The sequence below is a fragment of the Pseudoalteromonas sp. P1-8 genome (genome assembly GCF_001399985.1).
In the GTDB taxonomy this organism is placed as follows: Bacteria; Pseudomonadota; Gammaproteobacteria; order Enterobacterales; family Alteromonadaceae; genus Pseudoalteromonas.
Genome location: NZ_LJSO01000005.1, coordinates 100,584 through 124,690 on the forward strand (window position 1 = coordinate 100,584; position 24,107 = coordinate 124,690).

20 protein-coding genes are annotated in these 24,107 nt (G+C 42.1%); 12 read left to right on the plus strand and 8 right to left on the minus strand.

All coding sequences use genetic code 11. From position 1 onward, the window contains the following. The first annotated feature begins 221 nt into the window (after window positions 1-221). The 6 genes from AN213_RS08895 to AN213_RS08920 all read left to right on the plus strand — a co-directional run bounded on the left by AN213_RS08895 (window position 222) and on the right by AN213_RS08920 (window position 9,086). Entirely contained in the window at window positions 222-1,652 is a 1,431-nt protein-coding gene (locus tag AN213_RS08895) for a peptide MFS transporter (protein WP_054561940.1), read from the plus strand. Between the two features lie 115 nt (window positions 1,653-1,767). Then, window positions 1,768-4,491 carry a metallophosphoesterase gene (locus AN213_RS08900; protein ID WP_055021459.1) on the plus strand — a complete coding sequence of 908 codons (2,724 nt, stop codon included), beginning with the start codon at window positions 1,768-1,770 and terminating at the stop codon, window positions 4,489-4,491. Window positions 4,492-4,806: 315 nt separating this feature from the next. Further along, window positions 4,807-5,853, plus strand: coding sequence for a 4-hydroxyphenylpyruvate dioxygenase (gene hppD, locus AN213_RS08905; RefSeq protein WP_055021474.1), 1,047 nt, complete (start codon window positions 4,807-4,809; stop codon window positions 5,851-5,853). Window positions 5,854-5,997: 144 nt separating this feature from the next. Continuing rightward, window positions 5,998-7,311: a fumarylacetoacetase gene (gene fahA / locus AN213_RS08910; RefSeq protein ID WP_055021458.1), complete on the plus strand. Its 1,314-nt coding sequence runs from the start codon at window positions 5,998-6,000 to the stop codon at window positions 7,309-7,311. Window positions 7,312-7,462: 151 nt separating this feature from the next. Further along, window positions 7,463-8,614 (plus strand): M23 family metallopeptidase, encoded by a 1,152-nt coding sequence (locus AN213_RS08915; protein ID WP_054561943.1) that lies wholly within the window; start codon window positions 7,463-7,465, stop codon window positions 8,612-8,614. Beyond that, window positions 8,604-9,086 carry a polymer-forming cytoskeletal protein gene (locus tag AN213_RS08920; protein ID WP_054561944.1) on the plus strand — a complete coding sequence of 161 codons (483 nt, stop codon included), beginning with the start codon at window positions 8,604-8,606 and terminating at the stop codon, window positions 9,084-9,086. The genes AN213_RS08915 and AN213_RS08920 overlap by 11 nt, the downstream gene beginning before the upstream one ends. Here the strand turns inward: AN213_RS08920 and AN213_RS08925 are convergent. Continuing rightward, window positions 9,083-9,559 carry a hotdog fold domain-containing protein gene (locus AN213_RS08925; RefSeq protein ID WP_054561945.1) on the minus strand — a complete coding sequence of 159 codons (477 nt, stop codon included), beginning with the start codon at window positions 9,557-9,559 and terminating at the stop codon, window positions 9,083-9,085. The two genes, AN213_RS08920 and AN213_RS08925, sit on opposite strands and share 4 nt — an antisense overlap. Before the next feature lie 166 nt (window positions 9,560-9,725). Here AN213_RS08925 and AN213_RS08930 point away from each other — a divergent pair, with 166 nt between their 5' ends. The 4 genes from AN213_RS08930 (at window position 9,726) to AN213_RS08945 (ending at window position 14,167) form a co-directional block, all read left to right on the plus strand. Further along, complete coding sequence (locus AN213_RS08930; RefSeq protein WP_054561946.1) at window positions 9,726-10,898, plus strand: multidrug effflux MFS transporter; 1,173 nt, start codon at window positions 9,726-9,728, stop codon at window positions 10,896-10,898. A 223-nt stretch (window positions 10,899-11,121) separates the two neighbouring features. Then, window positions 11,122-12,963 carry a S8 family serine peptidase gene (locus AN213_RS08935; RefSeq protein WP_054561947.1) on the plus strand — a complete coding sequence of 614 codons (1,842 nt, stop codon included), beginning with the start codon at window positions 11,122-11,124 and terminating at the stop codon, window positions 12,961-12,963. Between the two features lie 98 nt (window positions 12,964-13,061). Next, window positions 13,062-13,694, plus strand: coding sequence for a LysE family translocator (locus tag AN213_RS08940; protein WP_054561948.1), 633 nt, complete (start codon window positions 13,062-13,064; stop codon window positions 13,692-13,694). An 8-nt stretch (window positions 13,695-13,702) separates the two neighbouring features. After that, window positions 13,703-14,167, plus strand: a complete 465-nt coding sequence (locus tag AN213_RS08945; RefSeq protein ID WP_054551787.1) for a methylglyoxal synthase — start codon at window positions 13,703-13,705, stop codon at window positions 14,165-14,167. 32 nt (window positions 14,168-14,199) lie between these two features. On the opposite strand, the gene yegD is transcribed toward AN213_RS08945, so the two are convergent. The 6 genes from yegD to AN213_RS08975 all read right to left on the minus strand — a co-directional run bounded on the left by yegD (window position 14,200) and on the right by AN213_RS08975 (window position 21,997). Further along, window positions 14,200-15,567 (minus strand): molecular chaperone, encoded by a 1,368-nt coding sequence (yegD, locus tag AN213_RS08950; protein ID WP_054561949.1) that lies wholly within the window; start codon window positions 15,565-15,567, stop codon window positions 14,200-14,202. Window positions 15,568-15,634: 67 nt separating this feature from the next. Further along, entirely contained in the window at window positions 15,635-16,474 is an 840-nt protein-coding gene (locus AN213_RS08955) for a DNA ligase (protein WP_054561950.1), read from the minus strand. Between the two features lie 83 nt (window positions 16,475-16,557). Next, on the minus strand, window positions 16,558-17,214 hold the full coding sequence (locus AN213_RS08960; protein WP_054561951.1) for an HAD family phosphatase: 657 nt from the start codon (window positions 17,212-17,214) through the stop codon (window positions 16,558-16,560). Window positions 17,215-17,262: 48 nt separating this feature from the next. Next, window positions 17,263-17,562 carry a hypothetical protein gene (locus tag AN213_RS08965; RefSeq protein ID WP_054561952.1) on the minus strand — a complete coding sequence of 100 codons (300 nt, stop codon included), beginning with the start codon at window positions 17,560-17,562 and terminating at the stop codon, window positions 17,263-17,265. 110 nt (window positions 17,563-17,672) lie between these two features. Continuing rightward, entirely contained in the window at window positions 17,673-19,934 is a 2,262-nt protein-coding gene (locus tag AN213_RS08970; RefSeq protein ID WP_054561953.1) for a TonB-dependent receptor, read from the minus strand. 368 nt (window positions 19,935-20,302) lie between these two features. Then, on the minus strand, window positions 20,303-21,997 hold the full coding sequence (locus tag AN213_RS08975) for a mechanosensitive ion channel family protein (RefSeq protein WP_054561954.1): 1,695 nt from the start codon (window positions 21,995-21,997) through the stop codon (window positions 20,303-20,305). Window positions 21,998-22,152: 155 nt separating this feature from the next. On the opposite strand from AN213_RS08975, the gene AN213_RS08980 reads away from it, so the two are divergent. After that, window positions 22,153-22,701, plus strand: coding sequence for an HdeD family acid-resistance protein (locus tag AN213_RS08980; protein ID WP_054561955.1), 549 nt, complete (start codon window positions 22,153-22,155; stop codon window positions 22,699-22,701). Between the two features lie 23 nt (window positions 22,702-22,724). Here AN213_RS08980 and AN213_RS08985 read toward each other — a convergent pair whose 3' ends face one another. Continuing rightward, on the minus strand, window positions 22,725-23,597 hold the full coding sequence (locus AN213_RS08985) for a mechanosensitive ion channel family protein (RefSeq protein WP_054561956.1): 873 nt from the start codon (window positions 23,595-23,597) through the stop codon (window positions 22,725-22,727). 195 nt (window positions 23,598-23,792) lie between these two features. Here AN213_RS08985 and AN213_RS08990 point away from each other — a divergent pair, with 195 nt between their 5' ends. Further along, window positions 23,793-24,002: a hypothetical protein gene (locus tag AN213_RS08990; protein WP_054561957.1), complete on the plus strand. Its 210-nt coding sequence runs from the start codon at window positions 23,793-23,795 to the stop codon at window positions 24,000-24,002. Window positions 24,003-24,107 lie beyond the last annotated feature (105 nt).

Sequence of the window (24,107 nt, forward strand, 5' to 3'; positions counted from 1 at the left end):
GTCGCAAGTTCTTCCCCTCTCCATAAGGTCTATGTATACTGTAGCGCACTTGTAGCTAGGATAAGGGTGTGTCCCTTTCCTTCAAGTACAAAACTTGAGCAACAAACCATTATCTTAGCTGCATCAAAAAACATGGCCGCCCGTTCACTAAATAAATACATAGAACGACCAAAGCAAAAACAATAAGGCCTCAAATAAAAACTTAGAGTTAGGAAGTAAATATGAGTTCATTACCTAAAGCAGGTGACTTTTTAGGGCATCCTAAAGGGTTATTCCTGTTGTTCGGCACAGAAATGTGGGAACGATTCGGTTATTACGGCATGCGCGCCATCTTAGTTTTATACTTAGTAGCGCTTGTACAAGAAGGTGGTTTTGGTTGGTCAAATGCAGACGCATTAAGCCTTTATGGTACCTTCACAATGGCTGTATACATCACCCCACTATTCGGTGGTTGGTTAGCCGATAACGTATTAGGACAACGTAAAGCAATTATCCTTGGTGGTTTATTGATGGCTGCAGGCCATTTCACTATGGGTATCCCACACAGCTACTTAGCTGGCCAAGAAGAAAATGTATTCTACATTGGTTTAACACTTCTTTGTGTGGGTAACGGTTTATTTAAGCCAAACATCTCAACTATGGTAGGTGATCTATACAAAGAAGGTGACCAACGTCGTGATGGCGCGTTCACTATCTTCTATATGGGTATCAACCTAGGTGGTGCATTAGGTCCTTTAGTTGCGGGTTATGCTGCAGCTGCAATGGGCTGGCAATGGGGTTTCATCGTAGCTGGTGTTGGTATGGTGTTATCTGTACTTTTACAGCTTGCATTAAGCAACAAATACTTAGGCGATATCGGTGTTGTGCCTTCTGCTAAGCTTTCTCAAGCACAGTCTGAATCAAACACTAAAGAGCCACTAACTAAAGTAGAAACTGACCGTATTAAAGTTATCTTTACTATGAGTGTATTCAGCATCATCTTCTGGATGGGCTTTGAACAAGCGGGTGGTTTAATGAACCTTTTCGCTAACGATTACACAGACCGTATGTTACTTGGTTTTGAAGTACCAGCTTCTTGGTTCCAATCTTTAAACTCAATTTTCATCATTGTTTTTGCACCTTTAGTTGCCATTATTTGGTTAAAGCTTGATAAACGTGAACCAAATTCACCGGTTAAGTTTGCTATTGCACTTATCTTCTTAGCACTTGGTTTCATTACTATGATCCTAGCGCTAATGACACAAGGTCAAGGTGAGCACCTACAAATCAGCATGATGTGGTTAGTTTTATTCTACTTATTCCACACCCTAGGTGAGTTATGTTTATCTCCAATTGGCCTATCTATGGTAAGTAAACTTGCACCTCTACGTTTAGCTTCAATGCTTATGGGTATTTGGTTCCTATGTACAGCGGTTGCAAACAAGATTGCAGGTTTCGTAGGTTCATTCCTAGGTGAAGGTGAAGAAGCGTTAGACAACGCGATGGGTATCTTCATTGGTTTAGGCGCAACAGCGGTTCTTTCTGCTGTGATCATGTACTTACTAAGTGACAAACTAGTTGCTTGGATGCACGGTGCTGAAGGTCAACACGAGCCACAAACTACTGAGCACATCCTAGCTGAAGAGCTAGAAGTGACAGCTGAAAAACAATAATACTTATTCCCCGTAGCACCCGCTGCGGGGAATTTCTCTCTCCCCTATTCCCTCAGTGTCCTTAAAACTGATACTATATTCTGATATTAATTTGGTTTGCAAAGGAACTGAGTAAGTGCGCTCTAACACTCAACTACTGGTTATTATTCTGACCAGCTTATTACTAACAGCATGCGGTGGCGATAAAACAACAAAAGAAGTCGCAACAGCTCCTGATCAGTCTGGTTTGATTATTTCTGTCGAAAATGGCTTATCGGCTGAATTTGCACAGGGCGATGTCACACTTAATGCAATAAGTAACACAGTCACAACAGACACCACATTTACTTACACTGAGACGAGCGCTTCAAGCACGGATATAGAGCAAGGTATTGTCTCGAGTATTCATACCTTTCGCCCTAATAACCTGATATTTGCTGAGCCATTAAGTTTAGCGATCAAATTACCAGATGAACAAACCAACCTTGCTTTTAGCATAGTGCAGTTAGTCGATGAGCAATGGCAAACTCTCAGTACAGAACAAAGCAATGATGGATTTGCAGTCAGTGCTATTACAGAATTTGGTAGCTTTGCTTTAATGTCTCGCACCGTTCCTGCAGCCAGTAAAACCATTGGCGAGCAATGTAATGACACTGCCAGTAACCAAACAGTACGCTTTATTCATGTTGCTGACTTACACGCGCGCTTTGGCTTTAAAGAGCAGTTATTCAGCCGTATTCGCAGTTACTACGACAAAGCTAAACTTGAAAACCCTAACACCTTATTCACCAATGGCGGTGACGATTATGAAAAGGGCACCGTAGCAGAACAAACATCACAAGGTTTAGCCACAGTCGAAGCAATAAAAGCCATGGCCTTTGACGTACGTGTGATTGGTAACCACGACTATGCATGGGGACCTGAGCAACTGTTGGACTTTGCCGATGACGATAATGCCATCGTGCTTTCAAGTAACACCGAATATGATGGTAGCGATGATACGCCGTTTGCCGGTGTTGATTTTTCGGTTGTCCAAGTAGGTTGCCTACGTATCGGCTTTTTTGGCATGACTTCAGTGCCTTGGAATGAACTCGATGAACCAGTTGAAGACGAGCCAATTCCTGATTTTATCGCTAATTTCAAAATGAATTGGCAGTGGCAAGAAGTGGCTGAGCAGCTTGTTAACCAATACCGTCAAGATGTTGATTATATGGTCATGGTCAGTCACTTAGGTGAAGGCACTGACACCCGCATCGCACAAAATGTTACGGGAATTGATTTAGTGCTTGGTGGGCATACCCATGGCGGTGAAAGTTATCAAACCTTAGATAACGGCAGTATTGTTATTCAGCCAAACTTTTTTGCACAAGGTCTAACGGATCTTACCTTAACCTTTAACCTTGAAGACAAATCTCTTGCAGATGTTGATTACAATACCGTCGCAACCACCAGCATTACAAGCCGAGATGAAAGCACTAAGGCCGCTATCGATGAAATCATGGGTCGCTATGCCCCAGATGCAAACACCGAAATTGCCGTTTCAGAAAACTACCCCACTGCAGAAGAACTCACCACGATTACAGCCAAAGCAACTATGCAGCAGTTCCCTGCTATTGATGCAGCGTTACTAGATGCAAGCCAAGTACAAGATCGTTGGCTACCGGGTACATTAACCCAAGAAGATTTTCATGCCGCGTTTAAGGTTGAACGCCAACCATCGAATACCCCGGGCTTTAATTCAATTTATCAAGTTGAGGTGACTGGCAGCCAGTTGAAAAGCATGCTCGAAAGCCAGCCAGAATGGGTCTCTTTACTGCCAGATAACATTGATGATGCAAGCACTTACCTCGTTGCTCTATTTAAAGGCCCAGCGCTAAATAGCGAGTTGTTCTTCCCAGCTCTGCCAAACTTAGAAGCACAATTGGTCGCTGAAAGTTGGTGGCTACTTGATAACTACGCGCGAGCACGCACCAGCCAATGTTTATATATCGATACCGATAACATGCTTAATGCGTGTAAAGCAGATGATGCGGTCACAGTATGGAATTTTAACAACCCTGAGCAAGGCTTTAGCAGTGACTTTGGCCCTGCAACACTCAGCTTTTATGACCCTGAAGACAAAAATTGGGGGCCAGAAGATAGCCAATTTGCCACCACCAGTGAGCTTGAAATAGCTGATTTAGCAAACGGTGCTTCAGGCGTGCTCGCCTTTGCTCGCCATAGCCCAACGCAAGGCTTAACCTTAACGGCTAATAGTGCTGCAAACGGTGATTACCAAACTGAAGGGCTTATCGCTGATTACACCTTAGTGATGGATATTATGTGGCCAGAACAAAGCACCAATGAGTGGCGCTCATTACTACAAAGCGATATCACTAACAGTGATGACGCAGACCTTTACGTTAGCCGAGATAACGCCATCGGTATTGCCACCAGTGACAGTGGTTACTTTGGCGAGCTTACAGCAAACAGCTGGCACCGTATTGCTTTTGTGTTTTATGCTGCTCCAAACAACGGGGCACTAAAAATTTATCTTGATGGCGAGCTGATTGGTATTAAAGATGAAGGTGAAATCAATGAGCGCTGGGCAATCAACGGTGCGGCCTTACTTTTAACCGATAATGACTACGAAACTAAGCCGGGTTACTTAAACGCCTTGTTATTTGCTGGTCGTGCGATGACTGATGCCGAGATTGCCAATATGGGTGCTGCACAGCAGCAACTTAATTTTACGCAATCAACCCGTACCTTAAACCAAGTGGTTGAGCGCCATTATCAAGCTGCGCCACAAATTATGAATAACCCTTGGTTACAACAACGCAGCAAGTTTTTTAACAAAGCGCGCCAAACTGTAAACTAAGCTATACAATCAACTTAATAAAAAAGGCCATTTCAGGCCTTTTTTATTGCCTGATAAATACTTAAATTTACCTTCAAATACATATAGATAACCACAAAATAGAATAGTAGATATTAGTCAACCTAGTGGCTTACTCATTGCCTTTGAAACTGCAATTGCTGAAATTAAAATCATTGTCCCATTTAATTTACAAAAGGGGCTTTGGCTAAATAGTGCGTGGATCTTCCCCTTATCGAGATTCTGGTTAATCATCCGCTCATTACAGAACAATAATTCTTTTTTAGCGCAGTGCTTATAATTGCGGGAGTAATGACAATGAGCGAAGTAAATAATCCATTAGGCCTAATGGGCATTGAATTCACTGAATACGCAACACCAGATGCAGATTACATGGACAAAGTGTTTACTGATTTTGGCTTCTCAAAGCTAAAAAAATTCAAAGGTAAAGACATTGTTTACTACAACCAACATGACATTCATTTCTTACTAAACAATGAACGTGAAGGTTTCTCTGCTGAATTTGCTAAAAGCCACGGCCCGGCAATCTGTTCTATGGGTTGGCGTGTAGAGAATGCACAAAAAGCATTCGAAGTTGCTGTTGAGCGCGGTGCAAAACCTGCAACAGACTCAACTCACAAAAACTTACCATACCCTGCTATTTACGGTATCGGCGACAGCTTAATTTATTTCATCGAGCAATTTGGCGACAAAGGTTCTATCTATGAGTCAGATTTTGAAGATTTAAGCGAGCAAAACATTGTTGAAGACAAAGGCTTCATCCGTATCGACCATTTAACCAATAACGTTTATAAAGGCACGATGGAAACATGGGCTAACTTCTATAAAGACGTATTTGGTTTTACTGAAGTTCGTTACTTCGACATTAAAGGTCAAAAAACAGCGTTATTATCTTACGCACTTAAATCTCCGTGCGGTACTTTCTCGATTCCAATCAACGAAGGTAAAGATAACAACAATAACCAAATCGATGAGTACTTAAATGAGTACAATGGTCCGGGTGTACAACATTTAGCATTCCTTACGAATGACCTAGTAAGTTCACTTGATAAGCTTGACCAATCAACGATTGCGACGCTTGATATCATCCCTGAGTACTACGACACTATTTTTGACCGTGTGCCTTGGGTTAAAGAAGATAAAGAGAAGATCCGTAAGCATCAGATCCTAGTAGATAGCCAAAGCGAAAATTGTTACCTACTACAAATCTTCTCGAAGAACCTATTCGGTCCTATCTTTATCGAGATGATCCAACGTGTAGATGACGGCGGTTTCGGTGAAGGTAACTTCCAAGCGCTGTTCGAATCAATCGAACGTGATCAAGAGCGTCGTGGTGTAATCTAAATCATCATAATGAATAAAAAGCAGCGTTATTCACACGCTGCTTTTTGTCGTTTTAAATTCTGTTTTAAACTAACTGTTTAAATTGCGTTGATTGCCTCCATATAGATAACTAATAAATCAGCGCGAACCAAATAAGGAAAGAGTATGAGCCTAATTAACGAAACCCACGATATTAATCTAAAAAGCTGGGTTGCATCTGCTAACAAAGCGAACTGTGACTTCCCAATTCAAAACCTTCCTTTTGCAGAAGTACGTCGTAAAAATTCAGACGAAGCGTTCCGTGGCGCTGTAGCAATTGGTGATCAAGTTATCGACTTAGCAAAAGTAAATGAACTTGGTTTATTCTCTGGTGATGCACAGGTTGCCGTTAAAGCCGCAAGCCAAGCTACACTCAATGAATTTATGGGTCTTGGTCAGCAGTATTGGTCTGCACTTCGTCTAGCATTATCAAAAGCACTCCGTGAAGGTGCGAGTGAGCAAGCGCAATTAAGCGAAGCGCTTATCGCTCAAGCAGACATCGAATTTGCGCTACCGTGCCGTATTGGTGATTACACTGACTTTTATACCTCTATTTACCACGCAACAGCGGTAGGTAGTCTATTCCGCCCTGATAACCCACTTCTACCTAACTACAAATGGGTACCTATTGGTTATCACGGCCGCTCATCGTCAATTGATGTTTCTGGTCAAACGTTCCACCGCCCTAACGGTCAAACTAAAGCGCCAGATGCAGAAGTCCCTTCATTCGGCCCTTGTAAACGCCTAGACTACGAACTTGAGTTAGGCATTTACCTTGGTAAAGGTAATGAATTAGGCGATGCAATTGCCATTGAAAATGCTGAAAATCACGTATTTGGTTTCTGTGTATTTAATGACTGGTCTGCACGTGATTTACAAGCATGGGAATACCAGCCGCTTGGTCCATTCCTTGCGAAGAACTTCGCTTCGACTGTATCTCCTTGGATTGTTACCACAGAAGCACTGGCACCATTTAGAACAAATTGGACACGTGACGAAAACGATCCACAACCAATGGACTATTTAGAGTCAGCTCATAACCGTGAGTTTGGTGCATTCGATATCAAAATGGATGTGCAAATTGAAACTGAAAAGATGCGTGCGGCTGGCGAAGCACCAACACAAGTATCTAAATCAAGCTTCAAACACTCTTACTGGACAGTCGCGCAAATGGTGACTCACCACACAGTAAATGGCTGTAACTTCCAACCAGGCGACATGTTAGGTTCAGGTACGCAATCAGGTCCTGAGCACGAAGAAGCTGGTTCATTATTAGAACTATCACGCGGTGGTAAAGAAAAGATCACCCTAGCTAATGGCGAACAACGTGCTTTCTTGGAAGATGGCGACAACGTAATCATGCGTGGTTGGTGTGAAAAAGACGGTTTTGCACGTATTGGTTTTGGTTCAGTCGAAGGTACAGTACTACCTGCAAAATAAAAATAACTAGCTATTTTTATTTCCAGAACAACGATTAAGGGCATTTTTTGCCCTTTTTTTTGCATTTTTTTCAGTTGAGTTACAATTTTTTGCTGGCTTTTTTAAATCAGATTGCTATCTTAGCTCGGTTATTAGTCAAATTTTGTACGCCATGTTAGTTAAACTTAAGTCTTTTTATCGCACGTTTTTTCCAGCTCGTCAGCTGTTGATCCGTCAAAATGGCGAGGTAAAACACTTAGTATTAGCCCCTTGGGTGCAATTAACGACTTTACTAGTCATTTTAACTGCTATTGTTTGGTTAAGCATTTCGACACTACAAATCATTTCTCAAGCTGACAAGATCACCAGCATTGAACAAACCCAGCTTACGAAACAGCAAGAATGGCAAAAACAGCATTATCAGCAACAAGCTGTCTATGAAAAACAGCTCGAGCAATTAGCCGTACTTGAACAAAAACAAGCGCTATTGCAAAGCATGATCGAGTCATTACCAGAATCAATGAACAAACCGGCACTGCCAACCGACGCAGAGCCATTGCTTTTACCTGTTCAGGAGCACGCTGAAGAGTTTCACGCACCTTTAGAAGATGAACAGCAACCAAAACAAGTTAAACGCTTAGAGAGCATTTCTGAGCGCCTAGCTCGCCTTGATGCAGCTTATAACAACAGCTTTGTTGTATTAGATGAGCAAATTAAACTTCGCCACCAAGAAATTGTTGCTATGTTAGAGGGCGCAGGCCTTGATAGTAGCCTTGCCAATGGTTCGGTATTAGAAGGTACAGATACAGCACAAGGTGGTCCATTAGACTTATTCGACGAATCAAAAATCCCTCTTGAGTTTTTAGCAATTGCCGACAAATTGCTGGCATTAAATAACCTCGAAAACTTACTGAGCGAATTACCACAAACACTTCCTGCTGCCGATTACTACATTTCAAGTAGTTATGGTCTACGAAAAGATCCAATGAATGGCCGCCGCGCTTTTCACAAAGGCGTTGATTTAGCAGGTTGGCATAAAACCGAAATTTTTGCTCCCGCTGACGGCACCGTTTTACGTGCTGGTCGTAATGGCGGTTATGGCAACTTTATCGAACTACAACACAAAAATGGCTTCGTTACTCGCTTCGGTCACCTTAATAAAATTAAGGTTAAAAAAGGCCAAACAGTGACTAAAGACGATGTCATCGGCTTAATGGGTAGTACTGGCCGTAGTACCAGCACTCACCTACATTACGAAGTTTTAGTGAATGGCAAACATGTCAACCCGGTTAAAATAACAAAGGCGCTTTCTCGTGTTCGGTAAAAAAAAACAATCAGCAGCTAGCTCGTCTGGCTCATCTTTAAAAAGAACCAACCACACCCCTTCTATTATTTCTGAAGACGTTCGTTTAACTGGCGGCCTCAGCAGCCAAGGTGAAGTTCAGCTTGACGGTCGCATCGAAGGCGATTTACGTGTTAAACATTTAGTGATTGGTCACACTGGCATGATTGAAGGTGTTATTGAAGCTGACAGTGTCATCGTCAAAGGTAAAATTATTGGTTCGCTTATTGCCAATAAAGTGACTATTGAAAGCACTGCAGAAGTTCATGGCGATGTATTTCATGACACCCTGAGCATCGAAGCCGGCGCAATCATTGAAGGCAGCTTAAAACATCGTAATGAAGAAGATAATGTGGCGCCTATTAAGCCTGAAGAACAAAACAGTTCTTCAATACTGGCTGATGATGACAACGACCTGTCGTTTGTAAACAAACAAGCCGCTGATAAGTCTTAACGTTTTTTAGCGGTTACATACATTGTAATATCCGCAGTGAAAACGAGTTCATCGCGGCTATTATAAACCTTCACTGGTACTAGCAAGTCTTGCTTTTCTAACCACTCACTCGGCACGTCTATCTGGGCAACAGCACGCATATCTGTGTCAATTTTCGCTAAATAATTCACTGTCATGCCTTTTGGGATCCAGCGATGTGTTTTTGCCGGCACAGTTGCATCAACCATCAAGCCAGCGCATAGCTCAGCAACATTACATTGTGCAATTGCATGGATGGTACCAATGTGATTATGGATTGCTCGGCGATTTTTAACAGTTGCGCTGCAATGCCCAGCAGTTAAATCTGTGATCAATGGCTTTATTGAACCAAAGTAAGGGGCTTTAAAGCACACGGCTTTACTAAACAACCAGTTACCCTTCGGCAGTGACAGGCATTTAGTCCAAATTTTTAATAATGATGATTGTGAGCTCACGACGTTTATCCATTATTTTTATGATGTGAGATAAAAAGCTAACACATCAGACCAGATAGCGAAATGGAAAATTTTTGTTAGCAGTTTTAATGATTACACATTTCGCTAAGTGAACGCTTTTCTTTTCCTTTAGGGGCACATAAAATACCGTTTTAAAGGAGAGCGAATGCAGTCACGCCAGCACAAAAACCTCAGCTTACTATTTATTCTTGGCCTTCTGGTTATCTTTAGCCCGTTAGCAATTGATATTTACTTACCCGCTTTTCCGACCATTGCAGAACAATTCAGCGCTTCAGAAAAGCAAATTCAGCAAACCGTCGCTATTTTTATGCTTACCGTTGGGCTTGGACAGCTCATTGCAGGGCCATTAGCAGATAAATTTGGTCGTAAGCCTGTGGCAATTACCGGTGTGACAATTTATGGTTTAGCGGCTTTTGGCGCGTATCTGGCACCTGATTTTACAAGCCTGATGATTGCAAGAGCACTGCAAGGTTTGGGGGCCTGTGCCACATTTGTAGTAGCATTTGCCATTGTAAGAGATAGATTTGGTAGTGAACGTAGCGGCCAAATCATTACTTATCTTAATGGTATCGTCTGCTTTATCCCTGCCCTCGCGCCAATTTTAGGTGCTTGGCTCACAGTACAGTTTGGCTGGCGCATGAACTTTTTATTCATGGCTGTATTTGCACTCATTGGTTTATTCATAACCTTGTTAATGTACAAAGAAACCCGCCCTGCAGATAGTGTATATAGTGGTCATATTCTTGACCTGCGCCGTTTTATGCCAATTATCAGCACGCCATTGTTTTTATTTCATAGCTTAATTTGCTTGGTAACTATGTCGGCTATTTTAGTCTTCGTTACGTTAGCACCTGGCTGGCTTATTACTAAATTAGGTGGCAGTGTTACCGACTTTACTTTCTGGTTTACCTGTAATGCGGTCTTGAGCATTGTTGCAAGCTTTATTATGCCACTTTACATCAAACGCCAACCAAAACGCGCGTTAAAAGCAGGACTCTTGTTGCTTGTAATCGCAGGTGCCTTAATGTTGGCCTTTAGCCAACAACGTACTGCGCTTGCCTTGATGTTTCCGATGTTTATTGCTGCGTTTGGTTTTGCACTGACACTTGGCTCATCAGCAGGCCGTGCACTAAGTTTATTTCCTAAGCAAGCAGGCACAGCATCAGCACTTATTGGCTTAATGCAAATGAGTGGCGCAAGCTTATTAGTGTTTATAACGCAATTGTTAAACTTGACTACACCAGTATTAATTGGCGTGCATTTTTTAATGCTCATCCCTTTCACCTACTTATTGTTCAAATATAAGCACTTGTCATAAAAAAGTTTTATCATACTTTTAGTCATAACGGGTAAATGAGAATCGTTATACTCTATTTATCCGTTTAGACATCTTGTTATTTCCTACCGTTATAAAAAGCATCTTTCTAGAATAATTTGTTCCAGTTTTGTGGATTATTTTACTTGTACCTATAGAGCCATTAATCTATTGTTTACTCACGTTAACATTTGGTTAACTCAAAAACATGTTTGGGATACGAATTATGAAAAAGAATAAATTAGCATTAGCACTGATCATCAGTGGACTATGTGCAGCAGGAACTGCAAACGCAGCAAATGACCGTTACATCATCCAAGTAGACAACAATAAAAAAGGCGTAGTTAAAGCACTCGCTAAAAAGCTTGGTGGTGATATTAAAGTTGATGGTAATGGCTTTATTGCAGCGCAATTTACAGGTCATGACCTTGCAAGCGTAAAAGGCTTACTAAACAACCCTCACATCAAACTAATTGAAGAAGACCAAAAGCGTGTACCAATGGCGCTTTATAACGATGACGCTGGTAATGCAATGCAGCAGCAATTAACGCCATACGCAGTTTACCAATCACAAGCTGATCAAGTTACCTTCGATGCAAATGCTGGCATGAAAGTCTGTGTGATTGACTCAGGTTTAGATGCTACAAACCCTGATTTCGTATGGGGTAACATTACAGGTGATAATGACAGTGGCACAGGCAACTGGTACGACAATGGTGGCCCACATGGTACCCACGTAGCAGGTACTATTGGCGCAGCAGACAATAATGTTGGTGTGGTTGGTATGGCGCCCGGTGTGGCAATGCACATCATAAAAGTATTCAACGCTGAAGGCTGGGGTTACTCTTCAGACTTAGCACACGCAGCAGATTTATGTTCTCAGGCAGGTGCAAATATCATCAGCATGAGCCTTGGTGGCGGTGGTTCAAATAGCACCGAGTCTAACGCATTTGCTAATTTCACAAGCGCTGGCGGTTTAGTTGTTGCTGCAGCGGGTAACGATGGTAACAACGTACGTTCATACCCTGCAGGCTATCCATCAGTAATGATGGTTGGTGCAAATGATGCGGACAACCAAATTGCAGATTTCTCGCAATTCCCTAGCTGTACATCTGGTCGCGGTAAACGCGCTACTACAGATGAAACTATCTGTGTTGAAGTAACAGCAGGTGGTGTTGATACTCTTTCTACTTACCCTGCTGGTATGGCAACGTCAGCTAGCTTAGCAGCTGATGGCGCAGGCTTTGCTACTTCATCAATGGAAAACGCGGGTAATTCATCAGGCACGGCGTATTACATGGGTACTGCTGAAAGCGTAGATGCTGGCGCAGCGGGGAAAATTTGTATGATTGACCGCGGCAATATCTCGTTCTATGACAAGGTAAATAACTGCGAAAACTCAGGCGGTATCGGGGCTGTTATCATCAATAACGAAGCTGGCATGTTATACGCTACATTAGGCGATACTAACGATACAACAATTCCAGCTGTCGGTGCGGCACTTGAAGACCGTTCAGCTCTTCTTTCAAGCACAACTATTGATATCGCAATTGGTACTAGTGATTATGGTTTCATGAGCGGTACATCAATGGCAACGCCTGCTGTTTCAGGTATCGCAGCGCTAGTATGGTCAAATCACCCTGAGTGTACGGGTACAGAAATCCGTGATGCACTAAAAGCAACGGCAGAAGATCAAGGTGCTTCCGGTCACGATGTTTACTTCGGTCACGGTATTGTTAAAGCAGCTGACGCAGATGCATACCTAACAGCCAATGGCTGTTCAGGTGGTGGCGATAATGGCGGTGGCACAACACCAGGTGGTGATGATATTAGTCTTTCTACTTCAGGTTATAAGTCAAAAGGCACTAAATACATTGATTTAAGCTGGAGTGGCGCTGCTACAAGCACTGTAGATGTTTACCGTAATGGTAGCAAAGTAGGCTCAGTGGCAAACACTAACAGCTATACTGACACTATCACAACAAAAGGTGGTGGCACTTACACTTACCAAGTATGTGAAGCACAAAGCACAACTGTTTGTTCAAACAACAGCACTGTGACGTTCTAATACTTTCCCCAACCCAAATCAGCGGGCATTGATTGTCCGCTTTTTCTTTTTCTAGAAGCTTGTTAAAATCAACTACCTAGCTTTTTATCTTTGTGCCGATGATCAATCCAGAATTTCTACTGTCGTTTTTAGGCGCCAGCTTTTTAATTGCCGTGGCCCCCGGCCCTTCTAATGCATTTTTAATGGCACAAACCTTTGCCAATGGCCGTAAAGCCGGGATGCAAAGTGCCTTTGGTTTTGCCTTAGGTGGTGTGGTGCATACTTTTTTTGCGGTGGTAGGTTTAACGGCAATTTTAAAAGCGTCGACTGTTGCCTATACCACAGTTCAGTATTTAGGTGCGGCGTACCTGTGCTATTTAGGCGTAATGACGTTAAAAGACACCTTTACACAGCCTGAGTCAGAGTGCGAAGAAAAACCCCATGTAAGTACCAGTAAAAAGCAAAATGTGATGTTTCAAGCAATGATGACCGAGGTACTTAATCCAAAAGTCGCTCTATTCTTTATTGCGTTTATTCCGCAGTTCGTCGATCCGAGCTTATCTTCAACGACCTTTCAGCTCGCTTTTTTTGGTTTACTTTACCCGCTTTTTGCTTTTCCAATCGACTGCACGTATATTTATTTCGGCGATAAGATAGCCAGTTATTTTCGTGAGCACCCACAAACCCAGATTTGGATTGATCGGATCACGGGGCTGGTGTTTATTGCACTAGCAATTAACCTATTGATATAAGAGCACTTATGGAACAAAAACAACAAGCCTTACCAGCCAAAAAGAATATTGCCCTCGTAGCCCATGATGGTAAAAAAGCAGCCCTACAGGCGTGGTGTGAAAAGCACCAAGACATTTTAAGTAAGCACACGCTATACGGTACGGGCACAACAGGTCATTTAATCGAGCGTACAACAGGGCTTGAAGTAATTAAGCTGCTAAGCGGCCCTATGGGTGGCGATCAACAACTTGGTGCTAAAATTGCTGAACATGAAGTGCACATGCTGGTGTTTTTCTGGGATCCACTTGCATCGCAGCCACACGACCCAGATGTAAAAGCATTACTGCGTTTAGCTGCGGTTTGGAATATTCCTGTTGCCTGTAATGAAGTCAGTGCCGATATGCTATTAAGCTCACCTATGATGGAAACTGAGCTGTGCCGCACGTTGCCAGATTACGAAAAATACCTCGCAACGCGCCAAGTGACTCTTTAGTTCTATAAGTCGATATATCAAAGTGGGGGCTATTAGCTATAAAGCTTGTGCGCCCACTTAGTTAAACCTGCAGTAACACTACCAAAGTGATCCCCGTTCAGCATATTTATATCGCCTAAATGGGATTTTAACGCGGCCTTTATCAGCGGTGATTGCGCGCTACCGCCCGTTAAGTAAATGACATCAGGCATTGTGCCAGCTTCTTGAATCGCTTGTTTAGCTAAGCTCACTATCTGGCTTATTGAGTCATCAACAGCTAAAGCTAGATCTTTTAGCGTTAAGCACTGCGTTAAGTCTGAATCTAAGAAGCGCAAATCTGTAGTAAATTCATTCGCTGACGAGAGCGCAATTTTTGCCGCTTCACCTTGCTGCACTAATTGGTGACCTTGCTTATTTTGCTGCAATTGAATTAAGCGTTTAAAAAGCGCAGGCTCTTTAACTTCACGAAGTTGAGTCAGTAACTCGCGATGATGGGCATCGCTATAAAACTGGCTTTGCAGATTTACATCATTGATTTTACAGGCTTGCCAAAACGGTTGATTCGGCAGTGGAAGACCCGATTTAAACTCAGTGCCTAAACCTAGTAATGGCATTAAACCATGAAAGCTCAGCGCAATATCTAAATCATTTCCACCTACACGCTTACCACTGTGAGCTAAAAAGTCATTGTCACGGCATTGCTTATCACGAAAGCTCGGCCCCATTTGTACAAATGAGCAATCGCTAGTACCCCCGCCAATATCGACAACCAACACTTTTTGGTCTTGCTGCAATGAGGTTTCATAATCAATGCCCGCCGCTAATGGTTCATATAAAAACGACACCTCTTTAAAGCCTGCGCGTTTTGCTGCTCGCTCTAATATACCGAGCGCTTGTTGATTAGACTCTTCACCACCGACTGATTGAAAGTTTACCGGTCGTCCAATTACCGTTTCTGTTAATGTGTCTTGCAATGATTGCTCGGCGCGTTGTTTAATTTTTAAAATCATCGCCGTGGCAATGTCTTCAAAGAAGTTTATTTGCCCTTGCTTTAAGCCTACTGCACCAAAGAATGACTTAGGCGATTTTACAAAGTAACCTTCTTCAGGAAATTGCACATACTCACTAATTGCTTCTCGACCTATAAATAAGGTCTCATCACCAGTTTGAATATCGAGGTCAGATTTAATACGAGGAATGGTATTTAAAAGCGCTTGTCGCTCAGTTTTAAAGTCGTGCTCAAATGGGCTACCCGTAAGGTGTTTTGTCACAAAATCGACAACTAATGCACTGTGATGAGTATAAAGTGTTGAGGGTAAATATTGCTTGCCCTGCTCAAGCGGCACTAAAGAGACTTGTTGCTCGTTATTCATTACACCGATTGCACAATTTGAGCTACCGTAATCAAAGCCTGCAAACATTCTAACACCTATACATCAATAAAAAGGCCGCGAAATTTACCATAGTCGCAGCCGTTTTTGAATGACGCTATGGCGTTTCATGTAAAAAGCTTGCAAAACGTGGTAGGCCATTCTTAGTAAAGCCATGATATTTGTAGGTAATAGTACTACCTATCGCTGGGGGCGATGATCTTTGTTGATCGGTAAACCCCGAGCCAATTTTAAACTCGGTACCATCACTGCTGCGCACCTTGAGTGCACCAAGCATATTTTTATACTTACCCTTTCCTGCGATATAACCGATTACAACCGCTTCAGCGTCAAAATAAGGCTTTAACTTTAGCAATGCATCACTTCGCCCTGCACTATGCTTTGCAGCTGCTAGATGCAGCATGACGCCCTCAGCTCCTTGTGCGATTAGTTCATCCATAAACAAACTAAGTTGCTTGTTATCATTAAAGTGCATTTGCGCAACGGCTTTAATATGCTCACTTTGCAGCTGGTTTACTAACCTTGTGTAGTTTTCATAACGTTGACTAAATGGCGTTGTCGCATCCGGCATATCAAATATCATGTAATTGACGGTTTGCCATTCTGATTCTACAGGTGTGACTTTTCGAACGATCCCGCTCACATTGGCAAAATCTTGGTGCTTAGTCCAAAGCTCTCCATCAAGCCAAACACCTGGCAGTGGATCTGTGAACCACTTGGGGGCATAAATTGGGTTACCATTTCGGGTTACTAATTGACTCCCTGTCCAAATAGCCCGAACGCCATCATATTTTTCACTAACTAAATAGTCAGATACATTTACCTTTTCGGCTTGATAGACGTTTGCTAAAAGCACTGAAGGAGCTTGTTGCGCTTCGGCTGAAAAGCCTATAAATAACGTGATTGCGCACAAAAGCGCACGAGTGAATTTAACCATTATTGCTTCCTTGCAAATTTGTGAGTATTAACGGGCTCTGGCTTTGACTACTTAACAAAAGCAGCTTAGCAACAGTCAGCTAATTATAGTTTAGTTTGTAGGCATTTGAAAAATTCGTTCAAATCAGCAAACACACCCGCGGCTTTACTAAAATCATGCTCTAACGTGAAATGATTTGGCACCGCATACACAGCAACACCTGCGTTGCTCGCAGCGGTAACACCGGTAAAGGTATCTTCGACAGCTACAGCCTCATTAGCCTTTATATCTAGTTTATCTAGGGCTAGTTGGTAAGGGTCACCAGCAGGCTTAGGATTATTAACATCATCTTTGGTAACCACACAGTCAAACCAATCGAAAATGCCATAGCCTTTTAAAATAGGATAGGCTTCATCTTTTGCACTACCTGTTACTAATGCCATTTTTAAACCACTGGCTTTGACTTGCTCAAGCACCGCTTTTGCATGTGGCATAAAGGCAGGTAAATTAGTACTAACAAAACGGCCAAATGCAGCGTACTTATCATCCGTTAACTGTTCTGGGCTGATAGTAAGCCCATAATTTGTCACAACCTCTTTAGCGGCTTCAAGTGTGGGTCTTCCTGAGAAGCGCTGACAAAACGTAGCTTCATCATACTGCACGCCAAAAGGAGCTAACAAGTCATTCCAAATATTAAAATGCACACTTTCAGAGTCAACCAAGGTGCCATCCATATCAAACAATACTGCTTTTAAAGTCATCCTCATTCCTTCAAAGTAAAAAGGTGCCATAGGCACCTTTAAATATGATTATTCAGTTAAGCCCGCAGGTGGCTCAGCAAAAGCTTCTTCGCCTGTTTCTACATCAACCAGCTCGTAGCCACGTTGCTTTCTTACCACTTTTAAAACCGGCTTAGAAAACGCTGTTTTTAAACGATCTGCATCTGCTTCAAGTTCTTCGACTGTATTACCAAATGGTGCTGCACCGGTTTCTGACCAGTTAGTCACTTTACCATTTAAGTTATATTCAACTTCATGAATTTGATATTGTGCCGCTTCATCTTTTGTTGCTTCACAAAAAATTACACGGTAGTTCCAAAATCCAGCCATAGTTATTCTCTTTCTCTTCAATTAATCCTGCCACTTTAGCAGTTACCAACGCGATTATAAACGAAAAAACCCGCTATACAGCGGGTTTTAATAGGACTTATTATTTCAGCTTAGAAGAAGCTTACTTTGAACTCAGCACCGATGTAACGCTCTTCGTTCACCATTGCTGTGTTGTTATTAAAGTCGATAGCACCGATTGATTGCTGCTCGTCGAACATGTTACGAACGAATGCTGATACTTCATATTCGTTGTCGCCTTCAGCCCAAGCATAACCTGAACGTAAACCTACTTCAGTTAATGGCTTGCCTTCAAACTCAACTGACTCGTATAAGAAGTAGTTGATTTCGCTGCGGTAAGACACGTCAGCGTAAGTGAAGAATTCACCGTCAGCTACTTCGCGGCTATAGCGTAATGTAAGGTTAGAGATCCACTCAGGTGCGTGCGGTAAGCTGTTACCATCAAGGATAGCTTGACCTGCGCTGTTTAATGAGTTTGTTACAGTACACTGCGCACACACGTCAACGGCTAGGTCTTTATCATCAAGCTCAGTGTTGTTGTAGCTTAAGTTAAATGTAGCGTTTAGGTTGTCAGTTAATACCCACTCAGTGTCTAACTCAAAACCGTAACCAGTTGTCTTATCGGCATTAACTAAACGGTTGAAGTTTGCACCACCACCTACAGCTGTTAATTGTTGGTCATCCATTGTGTAGTAGAACACAGTTGCGTTTACACGACCTTGGCCGTCAAGTACGTCTGATTTGATACCTGTTTCGAAAGACGTCACAGTTTCAGACTCAGCAACAGTTACTTCATCACCGAATAAGATACGACCTTGGATACTTGGTGCACGGAAGCTGTTAGCAACACGCGCGTACCAGTTTACGTCGTCGTTGATCTTGTAGTTAGCAGATAAATCCCAGCTAACGTGGTCGTCACTTGGATTTTCTGTTAGGAATAACGCACCGCCACCTGCTGGGCTTAAAGTACGGTTTGCAGAGAACTCTTTTTCGTCATCTGAGTAACGAAGGCCTGCAGTGATTTTTAAGTCATCAGTGATTGTGTAATCTAATGAACCGAATACCGCCCATGCTTTGGTATCTTGCTGCTGGATAACATAGCCGTTTAACTCACCTGGTGTTGAACCATAAGTGTCGTAGCTGAAGTTTTCGATTGTTAGCGCTTCATCAAAGTAGAAAACACCTACTTGGAAGTTTACGTCGCCAGCATAGTTGCTAGATAAACGAAGTTCTTGCGTGTATTGGTCTTGATCTGGAATACCGTCAGCACTTTCAGAATAGAACGGGATAAAACCTGGGCCCATATCTGGTAAGTAGCTTGCACCGTAACCACCGTCGATGTCAGCGCGAGAATAGATTTCAGCGCTTTCCCATGCAGAGATTGACGTAAGAGTTAAATCATTGATATCCCACTCAAGCTTTAAGCTTGCGCCTTGAGACTCAACTTGTTGTGTCGCACGAGAAGCAGCATCGTGGTAAACCACATCATGTTCGTAGTTATCAGCTAAATCGTTTGTGCCTGCTTTAATAGCGTTACCACGGAATGCGATTGGCGTACCGTCCATATCACGAACGTGGTAGTTGAAAAGACCTGTGAAATCGTCACCTTCATATAAGAACTGAACACGTGCCGCTTTTTCAGTGTAACCACCTAAAACGTCATCTTGTTCAAAACCAGGTGCACGGTTATCGATGTAATCGTCTTTTTCTTGCCAAAGTACAGAAACACGCGTTGATAAACGGTCTGTTAGGCCACCGCCAACAGCACCTTCAAAATCAACTGCGCCACGGCTACCGTAAGAAACTGAGCCATAGCCTTCAAATTCTTGTGATGGCTTAACTGTATCAAATTTAACAAGGCCAGCCGGTGTGTTACGACCGAATAAAGTACCTTGTGGGCCACGTAGAACTTCTACACGTGCTACGTCAAATACAGGGAAACCTTTTAAGATTGCGTTCTCTTGAACAACTTCGTCTACAACTAACGAAACTGGTTGAGAAGCATTTAGGTCAAAGTCAGTGTTACCTAGACCACGAACATAAAAGCGTGGGAAAGAACGACCAAACGAAGATTCGATTGATAAGCTTGGGATCTTCGCATTCATAAAACGAATATCCATACCAGCTGAGCTGTAAGCGTCTAAGCTGTCACCTTGTAATGCAGATACAGCTACAGGTACTTCCTGAGCGTTTTCTACACGTTTACGAGCGGTGATTTGAATAACTTCTAGTTGGTTGTTTTTTTCTGCTGTCGCTTCGTCGGCAGCAAGAGTTGAAAATGAAGTACCTGCTACGGCAGAGAACAACGTTGCATTGATAAGTGTTGCTAACGTAGATCTTTTCATTGCTTTCATGTCGGGTTTTAACCTTTTTTATGCACTCTTATTCAACGGTGATGATGTTGCGTCAATTCATTTGACGGGCTCGGCCAATTTTTCGCGCCTTGTAATAAGCTGCGCGGACCTCTAGTTCGAGAGTGCAAAACGAAGTAAAGAGGCTGAACGAACGCTGACGATTATAACACTTTATGACACTTTTACTGCATTAAAAATTAGAAATATACAATTTTTTTACAACAATTAGCGGCAACATCGCCACATTTAGAAGATTTTATGCAATTATTTTTCACTAAAGCGGACATATGTCCTGTGCATCTAATTGCAACAATGTGTAGACATTATGTACAAATGAGAGCCGCTTTCATTTACCCCTTTTTTAGCAACTAATCAGTCACACGTGCGAATTCTGGGTTAGCTAATTCACATTCATGCTCATTTAATAAGCCTAAGATTGCTAAGTTTAACTCTTCGATTACTTCCATATAAAAAGCAAAGTCGACGGTCTCTACGTAGCTTAGTACATCCACTTGTAAAGCCCAAGGCGTGAAGCCTTTAAAGCGAACACGGCAAGGCTCAAAGGCAATGTGCTTATGTTGCTCTAAAAGCTCTCTTAGGGCTTGCATAAACGACATTAGGTTTTGTTGCTTAGTATTGGCACTGAGCATCAATTTAGGTCGATAAGAAATACGCTCCCGTTCCGAAACATTCTCAAGCTGCATATCAACAAACTTTGCATTCGCTACATAGATAACTGAACGATCAAGCGTTCGAATTCGCGTCGCTCTTAGCCCTATCTCTTCTACCGTGCCTAACTGGCTGCCAAACTTACATAAGCTACCTATTTTTACTGGTGCAGAAATATATAAGGTGATTGCTGCAATGATATTCTCAACAGTTTTTTGCGCTGCAAGGGCAATTGCAAGGCCACCAATACCTAAACCTGCCAGTAAGGTAGTGGCATTAAAGCCTAAGTTTTCAAACCACATGAATAGCAACGAAATGACAATCAGGGTTTTAGCTACATTACTTATAGGGCGTAATAAGAAAATCGCTTGTGGTTTATCTTGTCTAATAAAGCGCTGGCTTAATCTGTGTTTGGCAAGATCAACTGCCCGTAGGCAAATCCAGCCCCAAGCGATCAATAATACGGTCGCGCCATGGAATAGCGCCATCACAGCAATAGTTACATTAGATTGGTCGTTCAATGAACGCGCCATAAATACTGCAAGTAACAGGCTAACTGGCCCATTAATAAAACCAATAACATCTTTTTCTACAGGGACTTTTAAGTGTGCGAGAACAAACGTAATTAGGCGGGTTATGATAATCGCGACCGCTAAAAACAGAACAAATGTGAAGGCAAAATAAATCCACTGCCAAAGCATCACCCCTAAAAACTCTATGTCTGGCAGGTTATTGTAAAGCCACTCACCGACTCGGTTATAGCCATACTCTTTGGTGAGTAAAGGAATTTGACTTACGGTGGCATTCGATATTTTCCAGATCCGATTACCTGTTTTATCATCCGGTACACTTTGCAATAAAATTTGCACCTTACCTTGTGAAGTGCTGATTTCTCCAACCAAATCACGATAACTAGGCACGCTTTCTTTTTGTTTTCCTTTAGGCTTATTGCTCAAGTTATCAACATCGACCCATAAGGTACGATCAAGTACCACAGATAAACTTTCAGCAAGCTGGATTTTTCCTAATGCCTCAACGTCTTTGGGTAAGTTACGATAATCAAGATAATGGCTTGCACGTTCAAAATCGCGGTCCCGGGCCGCTTTTAAGTACCCCTGCATGGAGCTGCGTGGCGTAATTCGGTCAAACGCATCATAGGGTAAGTCATCTTCAAGAGGCTCCTGCACTTTTTCCGTTGTAGCAGGTGTATTTGTTTCAGATTCTTGTTTGGCCGGTTTTTGTTCGGCTTGCTCTTCCTTGTTGTCTTTATCAATTAAAGATTTAACGGTCACTTCTGGTGTGGTTGTTGCCCATAATGGCGCATTAAACAACAGTAAAAAACACACTAATAACTTACTAAATTGTAATGAAAACTTGGTATTACAACGGCTCACACTCTATTCCTTGTTCGATAAACATTAAATCGCTGAAATAATCAGCTAATTAAATTAGAGCATGGTTTGTGTAACTGTACAAAAAATAATTAAAAATCTTTGCAAGCAAGCACTGAAATGTTAGTTATATAGAGACTTAAGCAAAGGATACTATTATGCAAATCTCAAGTTCACTGATCCCCCATTGGTCATCATTAATGATCCACGGTGCCATTGCCATCGTTTTTGGCTTATGTGGTTGGTTTGCCCCAGAAGCCTCATTAGCGATTCTGATGTTTATTTTCGCCGCTTACTTTTTTGTCGATGGTGCCATTAGAACTTGGTTAGCTATTGCTTCAAAAAATGAAAACCCACTTTGGTGGATGCTATTAGTGGGTGGTTTAATTTCAATTGCTGCTGCACTTGTAACCCTGTTTGCTCCCAACGTAACAGCTATCTTAATGCTGTACTTTATTGCCGCATGGGCCATTGCTATCGGAGTGATTGAAATATTGATTGCGAGTAAGCTACGCAAAGAGATCAGTAATGAATGGCTGTTAATTGGTAGCGGTATTATTTCGATTATCTTTGGTGGTTATCTGATATTTAACCCTGGCGCGGGCATAATCACCCTACTTTGGCTAGTTGCAACCTATGCCATCGTATTTGGCATAATGATGGTGTTGCTTGCTATGAAGCTAAAAAAACTCAATGAACGAGCATAAAAAAAGCGGCTAAGCCGCTTTTTTTATTTTTGGTTATTACGCCTTGTTAAAGCTATCTCACCATCGATATGAATATCGCGCTGCGGGAATGCGATGGTAATGTTATTTTCAGCAAATACTTTATAAATGCTAAAACGCAGCTCACTGCGCACTTGGCGAAGCGGGGCTTCTGATTCAGCACACACCCAGAAAATAGCGCTAAAAGTTAAAGAGCTATCAGCAAAGTCATCAAATAACACAGATGATGCAGGTGTTTTTAAAATGGCTGGGTGATCATCAAGAATTTGCTTCATCAGCTTCTCTACAAGCACCACGTCTGAACCATAAGCAACGCCAACATTCACAAATGAACGGGCATTACGGTCAATTAAGGTCCAGTTAGTTACTGTGTTTTCTAATAACTGGCTATTTGGTACCAGCATATGCACACCATCGTTACGGCGGATACGGGTTGAGCGAGTATTAATTGTCTCAACGACTCCTTTAGCTGTGCCCACTTCTAAAAAATCACCAATACGAATTGGTCGCTCCCACATTAAAATCCAACCACTAATGAAGTTATTGATAATGTTTTGTGCACCAAAACCAACACCAATCGCAATGGCACCAGAAACAAATGCAAACGCCGTTAGAGGAATATTGAGTACCTCTAGCGAGGTAAACACAAGCACTGCGATGGTCACAACAAGGTAAATACGGGTAAATAAGTGAACCGCGTCAGGGCCTAGGTTTTTTGCCAGTAATGCTTTTTTAATTAATCGACCAATCCAGGTAACCACAAACCACATTAAAAACAGCGCCAAAGGCACTTGAATTACTTTTAGTACAGTAATTTGCACATCATTGTAGGTGAACAATACAAACGATAATGCAGATTGCAGATCAACAAGGGTCATAAATTAACATTCCTAGTAAAAATCAGTTTGGTTCAGTTGTGACTAAGTTTAGCACGGCATAATAGGTGAAAACTTGGTAAATACTAAGTTCTTTATGCGCAATATGCGCTAATTATTAACTATTTTAGACTACAGCTGCTATATACATAGAGAGCTTGAGGTTTCACAGGCTTTGAATAGCACGAGGAGAACACAATGTCACAAATGACACTCACACAAAAACTTGCCACTTTACAACCCTTGGTTGATCTAAACTTATTTGAATCAAGTTTGGAGTACCGTAACCGCATCTTAAACTTACTTGCTGAGCAAGAACACTCACTGAATTTAATTAACAAAGAGTTTGGCAACGCTATGCCAGAGAGCTTTGGCTCAGAGAAAAAGTTTGTGTTGGGTTACAACTAATCTATGGTGACTTATTACCATCAAGATTTAAACTGGCAGCTAGTGCCACTTTTTACTTAAGTGAGCCATTAATAAACAATTGATGGCTTTTTACACACATTTATC